Origin of the sequence: Leifsonia sp. T36S-04, from assembly GCF_042465655.1 — a bacterium.
GTDB lineage: Bacteria > Actinomycetota > Actinomycetes > Actinomycetales > Microbacteriaceae > Leifsonia.
Window position 1 is genome coordinate 577157 of the sequence record NZ_CP146286.1, and the last position, 15639, is coordinate 592795.

Sequence of the window (15639 nt, forward strand, 5' to 3'; positions counted from 1 at the left end):
GAAAAGTGTTGCGTTAGCCGTCAACCTGGCAATATTCTGTAGGGCTGCCTTGTTGCGGCACAGAGGACGAATTCATCGAGGCTGGGAGGACGCCATGACGACGATCGAGACCGCACGAAAGACCACCGTGCCCGGGTCCGTCGCCGCCCTTGCGGCCCGCCGCCGACCGTCCGGTCGGTAGGCCCAGCCTCCACCTGCGCGCCCCGCGCGCATCCTCCTCACAAGGTCTGCCACCGTCGGCGGACCTCCGGCGACTCGTCCGCGTGTCCGCCGCCGACTCCATGTCGGATCACTCACAGAAAACGGAACACCCATGTCTGTCGCCACGGCACAGAAGAAGAACGACACCCAGCGGACCGGCACCGTGCGCACCCTGCTGCGCATCCTGCCGTTCGCCAAGTCCGCCGCGCCCCGCATCGTGCTCGGTATGGTCGCCGCGCTGCTCGCCAGTCTGGTCGCGCTGACCATCCCGCAGGTGCTGCGCTGGCTGGTCGACGGCCCGCTCTCGACGGGCGATGCGTCAGCGGTGTGGCCGGCCGCGCTCCTGGTGGTCGGGCTCGGCGCCGCCGAGGCCGTCTTCATCTCGCTGCGTCGCTGGTTCGTGCTCACGCCCGGCACCCACGTCGAGGCGCGCATGCGCAATGCCCTGTACGAGCAGCTGGAAGACCTGCCGGTCGCGTTCCACGATCGCTGGCCGAGCGGTCAGCTGCTCTCCCGCGCGGTCAGCGACCTGAGCATGATCCGCCGCTGGCTCTCCTTCGGCATCGTGCTGCTGGTGGTCAACGTCGTCACGATCGTGGTCGGGTTCGCCATCCTGATCGGCTGGAACTGGATCCTCGGCCTGATCTTCCTGGTGTGCTCCATCCCGCTGTGGATCTACGGCTTCCTGTTCGAGAAGAAGTACTCGATCATCGCGCGGCGCAGCCAGGACCAGGCGGGCGACCTCGCGACCGCGGTCGAGGAGTCGGTGCACGGCATCCGCGTGCTCAAGGCGTTCGGGCGCGGCAAGCACGCGCTGAAGAGCTTCGAATCACGGGCCGAGCAGTTGCGCGGCACCGAGATCGAGAAGGCGAAGGCGATCGCCGGCATCTGGCTGTGGCTGCTGCTGATCCCCGACATCGCCTTCGGCATCTCGCTCGTCGTCGGCGTCTGGCTGGCGTCGCAGGGGCAGCTGTCGGTCGGCGAGCTGGTGGCGTTCTTCGCCACGGCGACCGTGCTGCGGTTCCCGATCGAGTCGATCGGCTTCCTCCTCTCGATGACGTTCGACACGCGCACCGCGGCCGACCGCTTCTTCGAGGTGATGGATGAGGTCAACACGATCACCGACCCGGTCACGCCAGCGAAGATCACCGAACCGCGGGGCGAGCTCGTCTTCGACGACGTTCACTTCCGCTACCAGGACTCGCCGGAGCGCTTCCCCGATCTGCTGGACGGCATCCGCCTGACCGTGCGTCCGGGGGAGACGATGGCCCTCGTCGGCCTGACCGGCTCCGGCAAGTCCACCCTGACCGCACTGACGACGCGTCTCTACGACGTGACCGGCGGAGCGGTGAAGGTGGATGGGGTGGACGTACGCGACCTCACCCGGTACGACCTCCGTAAGGCGATCGCGATGGCGTTCGAGGACGCGACCCTCTTCTCCGCGTCGGTGCGGGACAACGTCCTGCTCGGACGGGACGACCTGGACCCCGCGTCGGCCGAGGCCGAGCGCGTGCTCACCGAGGCCCTGGAGGTGGCGCAGGCCGGCTTCGTGTACGACCTGCCCGAGGGCGTCGAGACCAAGGTCGGCGAGGAGGGGCTCAGCCTGTCCGGCGGCCAGCGTCAGCGGCTCGCCCTCGCCCGCGCAGTCGCCGCGAACCCCAGCATCCTGGTGCTCGACGACCCGCTGTCGGCTCTCGACGTCGACACCGAGGCACTCGTGGAGGCAGCTCTGCGACGTGTCCTCGCGTCCACCACCGCCCTCATCGTCGCGCACCGCCCGTCCACGGTGATGCTCGCCGACCGGGTGGCCCTGCTCGAAGACGGTCGCGTGACCGCCGTCGGCACCCACCACGACCTGCTCGCGACCAGCGAGCACTACCGCTTCGTCATCTCCAGCCTGGAGGACGAGGAGAACGATGAAATCCTCGAGGAGGTGAACCTGTGAGCACCACGACCGTTCTGGGCGTCGAAGGCGAAGAGCGCAACGACCTCAGCAAGCAGGAGAGCCGGCAGGTCCGCCGCCGCTCGCTGCGGCTGCTCGGCTCGCTGCTGCACCCGCTTCGGACGCGGCTGTGGCTGACCGCCATCGTGGTCGTGGTGAGCACGGCCGCCCAGGTGGCGGGCCCGGCCATCATCGCGTACGGCATTGACAACGGCCTGCCGGCACTGCTCAAGCAGGACTGGTTCCCGCTCGCCGCGGCCGGCATCGCGTACCTGATCACCGGCATCATCGGCGCCGGACTGATCGCCTGGTACACGGTGCTGAGCGCGCGGATCAGCCAGGCCATCCTGATCGATCTGCGGAAGCGGGTGTTCTTGCACACGCAGAGGCTGTCGCTCGAGTTCCACGAGTCGTACACGTCCGGCCGGATCATTTCGCGGCAGACGAGCGACCTGGACTCCATCCGGGAGCTGCTCGACTCGGGCATCAACCAGCTGGTCCAGGGCTTCCTCTACATGCTGTTCATCGCGATCGCGCTGTTCACGATCGACTGGACGAGTGGAGTCGTGCTGCTGGCTTCGTTGATTCCGCTGTACTTCCTCACGCGCTGGTTCCAGAAGCGCTCGCAGGTGCTGTTCCGCATCTCGCGGGTGGCGTCCGCGAAGCTGATCGTGCACTTCGTGGAGACGATGACAGGCATCCGCGCCGTCAAGGCGTTCCGCAAGGAGAAGCGCAACGAGAAGGAGTTCGGCGGACTGGTCGAGGAGTACCGCGACGTCAACGCCCGTGTCATCCAGCTGTTCGGGATCTTCGACCCCGGCCTCGTGATGATCGGCAACGTGACCGTCGGTGTCGTGCTCCTGGTCGGCGGCTTCCGGGTCGCGGACGGCCAGCTCGCGATCGGCGTGCTGCTCGCGGTCCTGCTGTACACACGCCGCTTCTTCGACCCGATGGAGGAGATGGCGATGTTCTACAACTCCTACCAGTCGGCGGCCGCGGCGCTCGAGAAGATCTCGGGTGTCCTCGAGGAGGAGCCCAGCGTTCCGGATCCGGTGAAGCCGGTCGACCTGTGGTCGGCGCAAGGGCACGTGCGGTTCGACCACGTGAGCTTCGCCTACAAGGAGGACCGCGTCATCCTGCCGGAGTTCACCCTCGACCTTCCGGTCGGCCAGACGGTCGCGCTCGTCGGTTCGACGGGCGCGGGCAAGTCGACGCTGGCGAAGCTGATCTCGCGGTTCTACGACCCGAGCGAAGGATCCGTCCAGCTCGACGGCGTGGATCTGCGCGACCTGCACCCGAAGGACCTGCGCCGGGCGATCGTGATGGTCACGCAGGAGGCGTACCTGTTCAGCGGCTCGGTCGCCGACAACATCGCCCTCGGCAAGCCGGATGCGACGCGCGAGGAGATCGTGCATGCAGCGACCGCGGTCGGCGCCCACGAGTTCATCGAGGGGCTGCCGAACGGGTACGACACCGACGTGAACAAGCGCGGTGGCCGGGTCTCCGCGGGGCAGCGCCAGCTGATCTCGTTCGCGCGGGCGTTCCTCGCCGACCCGGCGGTGCTCATCCTGGATGAGGCCACCAGTTCGCTGGACATCCCGAGCGAGCGGCTGGTGCAGGAGGCTCTGCAGACGCTGCTGGCGGACCGGACGGCCGTGATCATCGCGCACCGTCTCTCCACCGTGGCGATCGCCGACCGCGTCCTGGTGATGGAGCACGGCCGCGTCGTCGAGGACGGCACGCCGGACGACCTCATCGCTGGCACGGGACGCTTCGCCCAGCTGCACGCGGCCTGGCGCGACTCGCTGGTGTGAACGGGCGCTAGCCACACGTGAGCAGGGCGACAGCGACACGCTGCCGCCCTGCTCGCTACGGCAGGCTCGCGGAAGTGATCGCGAGCGATACGCCGAACGCCAACGCGATCCCGCCGATGGCGGGAAGTGGTACCTACCACCGAGACCGGTCGCCTCGGCGCGCCCAAACCATCGCCACGATGCAGATCATGCTGAGGACCGTGGCTACGGGCGTCACGAAAGCGGCCACCTGTGGTGATTCTTGTTTCTTCCCCAAAGTTCGTCCTCGAACGGTGCGAGGCGTTTGCGCCGGCCAATGACGGCGGCTACAAACGCGCTCATCAGTGAGGACGTACGGAGGGCTGAATCGTGACGCGCGCGTGACGATTCAGTAGGCGAAGCGGAAGGCCGTGTCTCCGGCGGTTGGAGCACTTCTAACTGGATGTGTTCCGGCGGGGACCGCAGGGAGAACCCGGCGGTCCCCGCCGCCTGTCTCCGGCGGGCGAGGGGTTGAGTCAGCCGACCGGGGACCAGGTGGTGCGCGTCCGGGACGGGCGCAGGATGCGGCGTGGCCGGCGGAGGACGAGGACCTCCGCGCCGGCGTCGATGTATTCGCTGGCGGTCGCGGCGTCGGCGAACCGTTCCGCGGTGCCCGTGACGATGGTGATCGCGTCCGCAGCGACGGCGCGGCCCGCGGACGCGGAGATTCGGATGTGCGACGTGGCAGGTGCGACCAGCGCTCGGATGCTCCGCCCCAGCTGGGCCGCGTGTTCCGGTCGAGTGGACAGGGAGGCGAACGCGTCCCCGAGGTCGAGCGCCGGCAGCCGGCGGCCGGTCGCTGAGGCAATCCGCCTGCCGGTGCGCACCGCATCCTGAACCGCGTCGAGGACCTCGCGGGAGCCGTAGCCGAGCGGAGGCCGCAGGGACAGCCCCGCGACGGCCACTCCGAGCGACTGTGCGCGGACCGCGGCCTCGACTGCGGCATACCCGTTCAGTCGGAGGAACACCGAGGTGCCCGCGGGGGCGGCCGTGAAGTCGTCGAGGTCGCGTGCGTCCTCCACCACGAATCTCCGCACCCCGGCCTCCCAGGCGGTGCGGCGCTCCGGCCGGTGCGCGAAGAGCGGCGCGTGGAGGACCCGGGCGGGGTCGGCTCCGGCCCGTTCGAGCGCTGCGAGTCCGGACCCGTGCGAGACGACGAAGCCCGCACCGTCCTCAGCGAGGAGGGAGACGAGTGCGGGATGCGCGAGCGCGCAGACGTCGTAGGCCACGTCCATCCACGGCAGTGCCGCCTGGAGTGCACGGAACCGCTGCGCGACACGTGGCAGGTCGATCACGACGACGGCCGCCGACGGCGAGACTTCGGGGGTGTGTGGACGCGAAGGGAGGCTGTCCACCGCGACCGCCCCGGTCACGGCGCTCAACGCGTCGGGGCCGGTCGGGTCGGCGGTTCGGGTCGCGATGGACATCGCACTCTCCTCGGGTGGTTCTCGGCGGCCTTCGGGTGGCCGGCGACCTCATCGTTCGGGTTGATGAGGTTGGCTCACATACTCGTCCAGTATGCAGATGACCCACATCCGGGGGGCCACCTCATTCCGAATGCGTGGAGGCACGGATGAATGACCGTGCCGGTGCGGTGAAGATGGGCACATGTCCCTCCGCGTTGTGATCGTCGACGACCACGAACGGTTCCGCACCCAGGCAGCCGAGCTGCTGCGCCTGGAACGGTTCACGGTGGTCGGGGACAGCGGCACTGCGGCCGGCGGGGTGGAGCTGAGCAGGCGTCTCTTCCCCGACATCGTCCTGCTCGATGTCGGCCTTCCGGACGCCAGTGGCTTCGACATCGTGACCGCGGTCCGCGCGACCGGCGCCGCCGTCGTGCTCACGTCGAGCCGCTCCGCGACCGACTACGGAAGACGCGTCGAGGACAGCGGCGCAGAGGGGTTCATCAACAAGGAGGAGCTGACCGGTGAGGCGATCCGCAGCCTGCTAAGGTAAGCGCGTGAGCGGGGGACAGACAGACAGTTCCCGCACGCTCAGGGTGGCCGTCGCCGACGACGCAGTACTCCTGCGCGAGGGGATCGGGCAGATCCTGCGCGCCGGCGGGATGGACGTCGTCGCGTCCGTCGACACGGCCGAGGAGCTCCTGCACGCGGTCGCCGCAGACGGCGACATCGACGCGATCGTCCTCGACATCAAGATGCCCCCGACGCACACGGACGAGGGGCTTCGGGCTCTGGAGCGGCTGCGAGCGACCGGCTCGGACGCGGGTGTCCTCCTGCTCTCCATGTACACGACAGCCGCGTACGCAATCCGGGCGATGAGCGCGGGCAGCGGCACCGGCTACCTGCTGAAGGATCGCGTGGCCGACGCCGACACGCTGGTCACCGCCGTGCGTACGGTGGCGCGCGGCGGCTCGATCGTCGACCCGGAGGTCGTGCAACTGCTGGTGTCCGCGCGCTCGTCCGAGGCGGCGGTCGAGTCGCTGTCCATCCGCGAACGGGACGTCCTGCGGCTGATGGCCGAGGGCAAGTCGAACGTCGGGATCGCGGGCGACCTGCACCTCAGCCTGCGCACGGTGGAGTCGCACATCGGTCACATCATGGCCAAGCTCGGCGTGGAGGACTCCGCCGAGGGCCACCGGCGCGTGCTCGCGGTGCTGCGCTTCCTCGGCCGGGACGCCTGAACCGATGGTCGCCGCGCGGCCGGTCCTCGAACGCACGGACGCCCTGAGTCCGGTGGCCCGGCCGCACGCGCTGCGGCTGGCCCTGCGCGCGCTCGCCGTGACGGTGGCGGTCGCCTCCAACGTGCTCGCGCAGGTACTGAGCGCGATGACCGGCGACTACGGCCCGCGTCCGTCGGGCGTGGGCTGGGCCATCGTCTTCGTCGCCGTCGCTCTGGACTACGTCATCTGCGCCGTCGTCGCGTGGCGGATCGTGAGGAGTCCCATCCCGGGCTGGCTGATGGTGGGGGCCGCAATCTTCTGGTCCGCGGGCGCCTGGTATCCGCTCGTACGCCAATGGGGGTGGGTGTGGCCGTGGGTCGCGGGGGTGACCGACCTGTGGGCGGTGCTGGTCGGAATCCTGGTGCTCTGCTATCCCACCGGACGGCTGACGGCGCGGTTCGACCGTGCCATCGTGATGGCGGTCGGCGTCGCCTTCGCCATCCGGCTCGGCGGCATCCTGCTGTTCTCCTCGCCGCAGCCGGCCGAGTGCGGCTGCGTGGCCAATCCCTATGCGGTGCTGCCCAGCGACACCGCCGACTTCTGGCTGGGGCTCGGGTGGCGCTTCGTCGGGCTCGCGCTCATGCTCACCGTGGCGGCCCGTCTCATCGCTCGCTGGTTCACGAGCACGCTCCCGGCCCGCCGGGTCGCCTTCGTCATGCCCCTCGCGATCCTGCTCTGGTGCGTCGGGACCATCCAGGACTCGCTGAGCTTCGCCCTCGACTGGGACGGCGGCTGGCTGCAGTTCGTTCCGCCGGTGGCCATCGCGCTCATCCCTCCCGCCTTCGTCGGCGGTGTCCTCTACGCCAGGGGCCTGAGGTCGCGGGTTGCCGACCTCGTGATCGTGGCGCGCGACAAAGTCGACCGGGCGCTCTGGGAGTCCAGCCTGGCGCGCACCCTGCACGACACCTCGCTGCGGGTGTTCTGGTGGGATGAGCCGCTGCAGACGTATCAGACCAGCGACGGCGAGCTCGCTCCGGAGTCGGCGCCCACGTCGCGTCCCGGGCGCTCGACCCTCGCGATCGACTCCGATCAGGGCCCCATCGCCCTGATCGAGCACGACGTCGCGCTGACGCAGGACGACCGCCTGCTGGACGCGGTCTCCTCAGCACTGCTGCTCTCGGTCGACAACGACCGGTTGCGTGAGCGACTCGAGCGCACCATCCAGGAGCTGCGGGAGTCGCGGCTGCGCATCGTCGAGGAAGGCTACCTCGCGCGGCGCAGACTCGAGCGCGACCTGCACGACGGCAGCCAGCAGCAGCTCGTCTCGCTGGCGATCAGCCTGCGGATCGCCACGGCGAAGGCGGAGGCGCACGGCGACGAGGAGCTCGCCGCGGACCTGCAGCGGTCGTCGGGCCAGCTCGCCGACGCACTCCGTGAACTGCGCGAACTGGCCCGCGGCATCCACCCGACCGTCCTGACCGACGGCGACCTGCGCTCCGCCATCGAGGAGCTGGGGATGCGCAGCCACCTGCCGGTGGAGGTGCACGTCGACCTCTCGGACCGGCTGCCCGAGGTGGTCGAGGAGACGATCTACTTCTGCGTGTCGGAGTGCCTGGCGAACGCCGCAAAGCACTCGCAGGCCCGCAACTGCTCCGTGGCGGTGACGCGCGCCGACACGACCGTCACGGTCATCATCAAGGACGACGGCCGCGGCGGGGCCAAGGTCGAGCCGGGCGGCGGCCTCGAGGGGGTCCGTGACCGGGTGGAGGCGGTGTCCGGCCGCGCGGACATCCGGTCCGTCGAGGGCCTTGGCACGATCATCGAGCTGACCATCCCCGTCGGGTCCTGAGCGCCGCGAGCCTAGCGGCGCCGCGCTACTTGGTCGCGGCCTTCGCCGCCCAGACCTGGTCGCCGATCGCGAACACGGACCATCCGTCGCCGCAGTCGCCCGCCTTGGCGGGGATCCCGTCCACCGGCCACCAGCTGTCCTGGATGGCGGGCTTGGGCGCCGTGGTCTCCTTGGTGCAGGTGCCGGGCGCGAGGTGCGTCTTCGACGTGTAGGTCAGGATGGCCGAGCCGTTCTGCGTGTCGTAGTCGACCCGGATGATGGTCGCGTCGTCCGGAACGAAGGACGGTGACCCGAAGACCGCCGTGTTGGTGGCCTTCATCTCTTTCGCCGAGTCGAAGATCTCGGCGGAGACGTGCGGCTCGAACGCGGTCAGCACCGAACATCCGGACAGCGCCACGGCGATTGCGGACATCGTCGCGATGACGCCGATGGTTCGGATGCGGGGCACGGCAGCTCCAGGGCAGGACGGACAGGGGTCTCTTACGAAGTGAACACTACGGATCTGAGTGGTTCATCGGTCGGAGGGATGATCACGTCCGTCATCGTAGCGGGCCAGCCGCATGTCGACGCGGTACGTCGGCGTGCCGACCCCGACCAGCGGCGTGCCCTCAGCACGGTAGTGCTGGAGCGCGATGTGCTCGTGATTCGCGGGCGGGCGGCCGCCGGAACGGACCACCCGCCACCATGGGACGTCGCTGCCGTAATAGGCCATGATCTGGCCGACCATCCGTGCGGCGCGGGAGCCCAGCGTGGCCGCGACATCGCCGTAGGTCATCACCCGGCCGGGCGGGATGCCGTCCACGACCTCCAGCACGCGCTCGACGAAGGAATCGTGGCCGGAGCCGGGGTCAGAGATCGAGGGCACCGATCGTCTCGCCGTACTGCGTCTCGCCGACGGGCAGGAACCCGCTGCGCAGGAAGAACTGCTCGGGCCCGAGCTCGCCCGACTCCCAGATGACGTAGAGGCGCTCGTGTCCGCGGCTGCGCGCCTCGTCGGCGAGTGCGTGGACGGCGAACGTGCCGATTCCGCGGCCCTGGTCGTCGGCGTCGACGTTGATGCGCCAGAGGATGGCCTTGAACTCGTCGTGCTCCGCATTGGGGTCGAAGTTGCCCATGATGAAGCCGACCACTTCGTCGCCGTCGAGCACCACGCGCTGCCACGAGGTGTTCGGGTCGACCACGGCGGCCGCAGCCGAGTAGGACACCGGGGCCACGAACTGCTCCTGGCCCGGCTTCAGTGTCAGCGCATTCGCCGCCACGACGGTCCGCGCACTCAACTCTTCCAGTCTCAACTCAGCCATGACGAAAGGGTAACGTGCGCGGGCGACCCGGCATAGCTCTCACCGCAGCCGCTGGTTCGCCGAGAGAATTTGTCTCGATGTCAAGATAGTTGCCGCGCTCAGGTAAGCTGTCGTCGGCTTGAAACGGCAGACACCCCAGGAGAACCATGGACAAGATCAAGGTTGACGGAACGGTCGTCGAACTCGACGGCGACGAGATGACTCGCATCATCTGGAAGGCCATCAAAGACTCGCTCATCCACCCGTACCTCGACGTGAACCTCGAGTACTACGACCTCGGCATCCAGAAGCGCGACGAGACCGACGACCAGATCACGATCGACGCGGCCCACGCCATCCAGAAGCACGGCGTCGGCGTGAAGTGCGCGACCATCACGCCCGACGAGGCCCGCGTGGAGGAGTTCGGCCTCAAGAAGATGTGGCGGAGCCCGAACGGCACGATCCGTAACATCCTCGGCGGCGTCGTCTTCCGCGAGCCGATCATCATCTCCAACATCCCGCGCCTGGTGCCCGGCTGGAACAAGCCGATCGTCATCGGCCGTCACGCCTTCGGCGACCAGTACCGCGCCACCGACTTCGTGTTCGACGGCCCCGGAACCCTCACCATGAGCTTCCAGCCGGCCGACGGCGGCGAGGCCCAGTCCTTCGAGATCTACCAGGCGCCCGGCGCCGGCGTCGCGATGGGCATGTACAACCAGGACGCGTCGATCCGCGACTTCGCGCGTGCCTCGTTCAACTACGGTCTCGACCGCCAGTACCCGGTCTACCTGTCGACCAAGAACACCATCCTGAAGGCCTACGACGGCCGCTTCAAGGACCTCTTCCAGGAGGTGTTCGATGCGGAGTACAAGGAGAAGTTCGACGCCGCCGGCCTCACCTACGAGCACCGCCTGATCGACGACATGGTCGCCTCCAGCCTCAAGTGGGAGGGCGGCTACGTCTGGGCGTGCAAGAACTACGACGGCGACGTGCAGTCCGACACCGTCGCGCAGGGCTTCGGCTCGCTCGGCCTGATGACCTCCGTGCTGACCACTCCCGACGGCTCGGTCGTCGAGGCGGAGGCCGCGCACGGCACGGTCACCCGCCACTACCGCCAGCACCAGCAGGGCAAGCCGACCTCGACGAACCCGATCGCCTCGATCTTCGCCTGGACGCGCGGCCTCGCGCACCGCGGCAAGCTCGACGGCAACCAGGAGCTCATCGACTTCACGCACACCCTCGAGGACGTCGTGGTGAAGACGGTCGAGGAGGGCAAGATGACGAAGGACCTCGCGCTCCTCGTCGGCCCGGAGCAGCCGTTCCTCACCACCGAGGAGTTCCTCGACGCGATCGCCGAGAACCTGAAGACCCGCATGGCCTGACCTCCCGCCACGCATTCGTGCCGAATGTGCGCTATCGCTCCGCGAGAACGCACATTCGGCACGAATCATTAAGGGGTCAGCGCGCGGTCCAACCGCCGTCGATCGCGAGGGTCTGGCCGGTGATGAGGGAGGCGGAGGGCGACGCCAGGAACGCCACGGCGCCCGACACCTCCCGCGGCACGCCGATCCGGTGGAGGGCCGCGATCCGGTCGACCGTGTCGGCACGGAACGCGTCGTCCGACAGCGCGGCAGAGGTGCCGTCGGTCTCGATGAAGGTCGGCGCGACCGCGTTGACACGGATGCCGTACTGCCCCCACTCGACCGCGAGGCAGCGGGTGAGGTGCACGACCGCCGCCTTCGCCGCGCAGTAGGACGCCTCCCCGGGGAGCGCGACGAGGCCCGCCTGCGACGCGACGTTGACGATCGCTCCGCCCCCGTTCGCGAGCATGCTCTTCGCCACGTGCTGCGACAGGAAGAACGTGGAGCGGGTGCTGAGCTGCCAGACATGGTCGAAATCGGCCTCGGTCACCTCGAGAGCAGGGGCGTCGATCCCGCCGCCGGCGTTGTTGACGAGGATGTCGATGGGGCCGAGCGACGCGGTGACGGCGTCGATCGCGGCGCGGCAGCCGTCGAGGTCGAGCACGTCCAGCCGGATCGCCGTCGCCCGCACGCCGAACGCCTCTAGTTCGCGAACAAGCTCGGCCGAACCCTCGGGGTCGCGGACGCCCAGCACGACGTCGGCGCCCTGGCCGGCGAGTTCGAGCGCGATCTCGCGGCCGAGCCCACGGCTGGCGGCGGTCACGAGGGCGCGGGAGCCGGCGAGCGAGAACGGAGCGCGGGCGACGGAGGGAGCGGTGTCGGTCATTCCAGCACCCTAGTCGTGGCGGCCGCGTCGGCGTGGCGGGCGCGGCGGCGTCGGGAGTCCACAATGGTGGGATGACTGCCGCCGATTCCCTGCTCCGCCGCTTCGTCGAGACCGTGGACCGCGAGGGGCTCGGCGCCTACGGCGTGCACGCGCTGGTCGGGGAGGACGCCGCCGGGCACCACTGGCGCAGCGACGACCGCGTGAACGTCTACTCGGTGTCCAAAGGCATCAGTGCGCTCGCCGCGGGGATAGCCGTCGACGAGGGCATCCTGTCCCTCGACACCACGGTCGCTGAGGCGCTCCCCGGCCTGCGGCTCGGCGACGGCGTCGACCGGGTCACCCTCCGTCACCTGCTCACCATGTCGAGCGGCATCGACTTCCGTTGGTTCGGCGACGAGCCGGCGCCCTGGCCCGACCTGGCGCAGGAGATGCTCCGACGGCCGACACGGGGGCCGGGGGAGAGCTTCCAGTACTCCGACGCGAGCACTTATGTCGCCATGCGGATGCTCGGGGCGGCCGTCGGCGACGTGCGGGACTGGCTGATGCCCCGCCTGTTCGACCCGCTGGGCATCGACAACCCGCAGTGGATGCGGTGCCCGCGGGGCTGGATCGTCGCGGGCAGCGGCCTCCTGCTGCGCACCGAAGAGCTCGCCCGGATCGGCCGCGTGCTGCGCGACCGGGGCGAGTGGCACGGCTCCCGAATCGTCAGCGCCGGGTGGATCGACGGGATGCACGCGGAGTGGCGCGAGACCGGCGAGCCGGGGCAGACGTCGCGCTACGGCCTCGCGGTGTGGGAGGGGCCATCCGGGCTGTGGCGCTTCGACGGGCGCTACGGGCAGTACGTCGTGGTCGACGACGCGCGGGATGCGGTCCTCACCGTGACGGCTCACGAGGAGTTCCGCACCGGTCGGCTCTTGGAGGCGGCGCACGAGGCACTGCTCGGCTGATCCCGCGCGCACGAGCCATGTAACGACTTCGTTTCGTCTCTTGCATTTCATTTGTTCGTAAGCTTTACTAACAAACATGACGACGACGGAGGTGCAGGGAAGCACCGGCGGGCTGGGCCCGGGGCGGGTGCTCCGGCCGCGCGTCAAGGTGCTCCCGGAGCACGCGAGAGGCCACAACCGGTCGCTCGTCCTCCAGACGCTGTACCGCTCCGGGATGCGCAGCCGCGCCGACCTCGCCCGCGACACCGGCCTCACGCGGGTCACCGTCTCGGACCTGGTGGCCGAGCTGCTCGGGGAGGGGCTCGTCATCGAGCTGGGCCAACGAGAGTCGGCGCGGCCGGGCAAGCCGGCCGTCCTCCTCGACATCAACCGCAGCGCTCACCAGATCATCGGTGTCGACCTCAGCGATCACGACCGCTTCCGCGGCGCGGTCATGGACCTCGACGGCGCCATTCTCGCCTCTGCGGAGGTCATGCTGGCTGACTCGGCGGGCCGTGCCGCCACCGGTGAGGATGCGCTCGCGAACGTCGACGCGCTCATCGACCAGCTCGTCGCGGCGGCGACCGTCCCCATCCTCGGTATCGGTGTCGGCTCGCCGGGTGTCGTCGACCTGAGCGGCACCATCCTCACCGCACCGAACCTGGGATGGAGCGGGCTCGCCCTCCAAGAGCACCTCGCCGCCCGCACCGGGCTGCCCGTCATCGTCGCCAACGACGCCAACGCGGCCGCGCTCGCCGAGCACACCTACGGGGGCGCCGCCGGCGACATGATGCTCATCCGCGTCGGCCACGGTATCGGCGCGGGCCTGCTCGTCGCGGGCGCGCTGGTCTACGGCAGCCACTATGCGGCGGGCGAGATCGGCCAGGTCATGGTCGGAACCGACCTCGGGCTCGAGACGACCTACAACCGCGACCAAGTGCTCGAACACTGGCTGAGCGTCCCGCAGCTGCAGCGCGGCATCCACGACGCTCAGGTGGCGGGGCTCGACGTCACGCCCGTCCTCCGCGAAGCCGGGCAACGCCTCGGCATCGCCCTCGCGCCCGTCGTCGGCGCCCTCAATCTGTCGGAGATCGTGCTCAGCGGCCCGACCGAACTGCTCGACGGCCCGCTCGCCGCGGCGACCGTCGACACACTCCGGAACCGGACCATGGCGGAGAACCACGCCGACCTGTCCCTCCGGATGACCACGCAGGGGCAGGACATCGTCCTGCGCGGCGCGGCCGTTCTCGTCCTCTCCGGACGGCTCGGGGTCTCGTGACAGAGCGGCACCCCGTCGATCAGCTCCATATCCCTACCAACAAGAGTCCCAACACAACGAAAGGAACAGCCATGAAGAGAAAGCTCGTCGGCCTCGCCGCTGTGGCCACTGCTTCCGCTCTCGTGCTCGCCGGGTGCGCGTCGGGAGGCTCCACCGGAGCCAGCACCGACGGCAAGGGCAAGACGGTCACCCTGTGGCTCGTCGGCTCCGACACCCCGGACAAGCTGCGGAACTACCTGAAGACGGAGTTCAACAAGGAGACCGGGGCGAACCTGAAGATCGAGCAGCAGGACTGGGGAGACATCGTCACGAAGCTGACCACGGCGCTCCCCGACGCCAACAACACGCCCGACGTCACGGAGATGGGCAACACCCAGTCCCCGACGTTCACCAACGTCGGCGCCTTCCTCGACATCTCCGACATGTACAAGGAACTGGGCGGAAGCGACCTCCTGCAGTCCTTCGTCGAGGCCGGCAAGGTGGACGGCAAGAACTACACGCTGCCGTACTACTTCGGCTCGCGCTACATGTTCTACCGCAAGGACGTCTACCAGGCGGCCGGAGTCTCGGTGCCCACCACGCTCGACCAGTTCAACACGGACGTCGCGACCATCACGGCGAAGAACCCGAAGGGGATCGACAACTTCTCCGGCTTCTTCCTCGGCGGTCAGGACTGGCGCGACGGCATCTCCTGGATCTTCGCCAACGGCGGTGACATCGCCAAGAAGGACGGCGACAAGTGGAAGGCCACTCTCGAGTCGGCCGACTCGCTGAAGGGCCTCCAGCAGCTCCAGGACCTGTACAAGAACGCATCCAAGGCGCCCAACGACGCCAAGGACTCGAACCAGTACATCTACCTGAACGACTCGGACCAGACGCTGGACGCGAACGGGAACAAGACCGGTGACACCTCGCTGGCCGCCGCGACCATCATGGCTCCGGGATGGGCGCACTGGTCGATCGGCGACCTGGGCACCGGCGCGGACGGCAAGGCCACCCGCACCTGGAACGACGCCACGTTCGGCACCTTCGTGCTCCCCGGCAACGACGGCAAGCCCGCCCCGGTGTTCGCCGGTGGCTCCAACATCGGCATCTCGGCGAAGACCAAGGAGCCGGGGCTGTCGAAGACGCTCCTGAAGATCATGTTCTCGAAGGAGTACCAGGAGCTGCTCGGCCAGAACGGCCTCGGCCCGGCGAACTCGAAGTACACGTCGTCGCTCGGCACGGACCAGTTCGCGAAGGCTCTCATCGAGTCGTCGTCGAACTCCAAGCTGACGCCGGCCGCTCCGGGCTGGGCGTCGGTGGAGGCGGCCAACGTCATGGAGGAGTTCTTCTCCAAGATCCGGGATGCCTCGGACCTGAAGGCGCTGGCGCAGGAGTACGACAAGAAGATCGACGCTCTGCTCAACGTCAAGAGCTGACCGTCCGCACCTGATTGACGCAACGCGCCGTGCCGGAAC

General features: G+C 68.9%; 14 protein-coding genes. 9 read left to right on the forward strand and 5 right to left on the reverse strand.

Annotation, left to right across the window (positions count from 1 at the left end):
- Positions 1–313 precede the first annotated feature (313 nt).
- Both P3F85_RS02840 and P3F85_RS02845 read left to right on the forward strand, forming a co-directional pair.
- Complete coding sequence (locus P3F85_RS02840; RefSeq protein ID WP_374009742.1) at positions 314–2146, forward strand: ABC transporter ATP-binding protein; 1833 nt, start codon at positions 314–316, stop codon at positions 2144–2146.
- The gene (locus P3F85_RS02845) at positions 2143–3957 is read left to right on the forward strand and encodes an ABC transporter ATP-binding protein (RefSeq protein WP_374009743.1); all 1815 of its coding nucleotides are present in this window, start codon (positions 2143–2145) and stop codon (positions 3955–3957) included. Before P3F85_RS02840 ends, P3F85_RS02845 begins: the two co-directional genes overlap by 4 nt.
- A 494-nt stretch (positions 3958–4451) precedes the next feature.
- Here P3F85_RS02845 and P3F85_RS02850 read toward each other — a convergent pair whose 3' ends face one another.
- Complete coding sequence (locus P3F85_RS02850; protein ID WP_374009744.1) at positions 4452–5402, reverse strand: hypothetical protein; 951 nt, start codon at positions 5400–5402, stop codon at positions 4452–4454.
- A 181-nt stretch (positions 5403–5583) separates the two neighbouring features.
- On the opposite strand from P3F85_RS02850, the gene P3F85_RS02855 reads away from it, so the two are divergent.
- Genes P3F85_RS02855 through P3F85_RS02865 form a run of 3 tightly spaced genes read left to right on the forward strand, consistent with a single transcriptional unit; the run spans position 5584 to position 8447 of the window.
- Positions 5584–5931, forward strand: coding sequence for a response regulator (locus P3F85_RS02855; RefSeq protein ID WP_374009745.1), 348 nt, complete (start codon positions 5584–5586; stop codon positions 5929–5931).
- A 4-nt stretch (positions 5932–5935) separates the two neighbouring features.
- Complete coding sequence (locus P3F85_RS02860) at positions 5936–6619, forward strand: LuxR C-terminal-related transcriptional regulator (protein WP_374009746.1); 684 nt, start codon at positions 5936–5938, stop codon at positions 6617–6619.
- Positions 6620–6623: 4 nt separating this feature from the next.
- A complete protein-coding gene (locus P3F85_RS02865) occupies positions 6624–8447 on the forward strand; it encodes a histidine kinase (RefSeq protein ID WP_374009747.1) in 1824 nt (607 codons plus the stop codon).
- A gap of 25 nt (positions 8448–8472) precedes the next feature.
- Here P3F85_RS02865 and P3F85_RS02870 read toward each other — a convergent pair whose 3' ends face one another.
- The 3 genes from P3F85_RS02870 to P3F85_RS02880 all read right to left on the reverse strand — a co-directional run bounded on the left by P3F85_RS02870 (position 8473) and on the right by P3F85_RS02880 (position 9748).
- Positions 8473–8895, reverse strand: a complete 423-nt coding sequence (locus P3F85_RS02870; RefSeq protein WP_374009748.1) for a hypothetical protein — start codon at positions 8893–8895, stop codon at positions 8473–8475.
- 63 nt (positions 8896–8958) lie between these two features.
- Positions 8959–9312, reverse strand: a complete 354-nt coding sequence (locus P3F85_RS02875) for an MGMT family protein (RefSeq protein ID WP_374009749.1) — start codon at positions 9310–9312, stop codon at positions 8959–8961.
- Entirely contained in the window at positions 9296–9748 is a 453-nt protein-coding gene (locus P3F85_RS02880; protein ID WP_374009750.1) for a GNAT family N-acetyltransferase, read from the reverse strand. Before P3F85_RS02880 ends, P3F85_RS02875 begins: the two co-directional genes overlap by 17 nt.
- Before the next feature lie 146 nt (positions 9749–9894).
- On the opposite strand from P3F85_RS02880, the gene P3F85_RS02885 reads away from it, so the two are divergent.
- Positions 9895–11109 (forward strand): NADP-dependent isocitrate dehydrogenase, encoded by a 1215-nt coding sequence (locus P3F85_RS02885; protein ID WP_374009751.1) that lies wholly within the window; start codon positions 9895–9897, stop codon positions 11107–11109.
- A gap of 76 nt (positions 11110–11185) precedes the next feature.
- Here P3F85_RS02885 and P3F85_RS02890 read toward each other — a convergent pair whose 3' ends face one another.
- Entirely contained in the window at positions 11186–11974 is a 789-nt protein-coding gene (locus tag P3F85_RS02890) for an SDR family NAD(P)-dependent oxidoreductase (protein ID WP_374009752.1), read from the reverse strand.
- Between the two features lie 71 nt (positions 11975–12045).
- Here P3F85_RS02890 and P3F85_RS02895 point away from each other — a divergent pair, with 71 nt between their 5' ends.
- From P3F85_RS02895 to P3F85_RS02905, 3 genes are all read left to right on the forward strand, one after another.
- Positions 12046–12921 carry a serine hydrolase domain-containing protein gene (locus tag P3F85_RS02895; RefSeq protein ID WP_374009753.1) on the forward strand — a complete coding sequence of 292 codons (876 nt, stop codon included), beginning with the start codon at positions 12046–12048 and terminating at the stop codon, positions 12919–12921.
- 76 nt (positions 12922–12997) lie between these two features.
- Positions 12998–14179: an ROK family protein gene (locus P3F85_RS02900; RefSeq protein ID WP_374009754.1), complete on the forward strand. Its 1182-nt coding sequence runs from the start codon at positions 12998–13000 to the stop codon at positions 14177–14179.
- 71 nt (positions 14180–14250) lie between these two features.
- Positions 14251–15600 carry an extracellular solute-binding protein gene (locus P3F85_RS02905; protein WP_374009755.1) on the forward strand — a complete coding sequence of 450 codons (1350 nt, stop codon included), beginning with the start codon at positions 14251–14253 and terminating at the stop codon, positions 15598–15600.
- Positions 15601–15639 lie beyond the last annotated feature (39 nt).

Bases quoted from the DNA above. Each gene is read 5' to 3' on its own strand.
- P3F85_RS02885 (WP_374009751.1), top strand. From the start codon at position 9,895: ATGGACAAGATCAAGGTTGACGGAACGGTCGTCGAACTCGACGGCGAC.
- P3F85_RS02855 (WP_374009745.1), top strand. From the start codon at position 5,584: ATGTCCCTCCGCGTTGTGATCGTCGACGACCACGAACGGTTCCGCACC.
- P3F85_RS02890 (WP_374009752.1), bottom strand. From the start codon at position 11,974: ATGACCGACACCGCTCCCTCCGTCGCCCGCGCTCCGTTCTCGCTCGCC.
- P3F85_RS02905 (WP_374009755.1), top strand. From the start codon at position 14,251: ATGAAGAGAAAGCTCGTCGGCCTCGCCGCTGTGGCCACTGCTTCCGCT.
- P3F85_RS02850 (WP_374009744.1), bottom strand. From the start codon at position 5,402: ATGTCCATCGCGACCCGAACCGCCGACCCGACCGGCCCCGACGCGTTG.
- P3F85_RS02895 (WP_374009753.1), top strand. From the start codon at position 12,046: ATGACTGCCGCCGATTCCCTGCTCCGCCGCTTCGTCGAGACCGTGGAC.
- P3F85_RS02865 (WP_374009747.1), top strand. From the start codon at position 6,624: ATGGTCGCCGCGCGGCCGGTCCTCGAACGCACGGACGCCCTGAGTCCG.
- P3F85_RS02900 (WP_374009754.1), top strand. From the start codon at position 12,998: ATGACGACGACGGAGGTGCAGGGAAGCACCGGCGGGCTGGGCCCGGGG.
- P3F85_RS02880 (WP_374009750.1), bottom strand. From the start codon at position 9,748: ATGGCTGAGTTGAGACTGGAAGAGTTGAGTGCGCGGACCGTCGTGGCG.
- P3F85_RS02840 (WP_374009742.1), top strand. From the start codon at position 314: ATGTCTGTCGCCACGGCACAGAAGAAGAACGACACCCAGCGGACCGGC.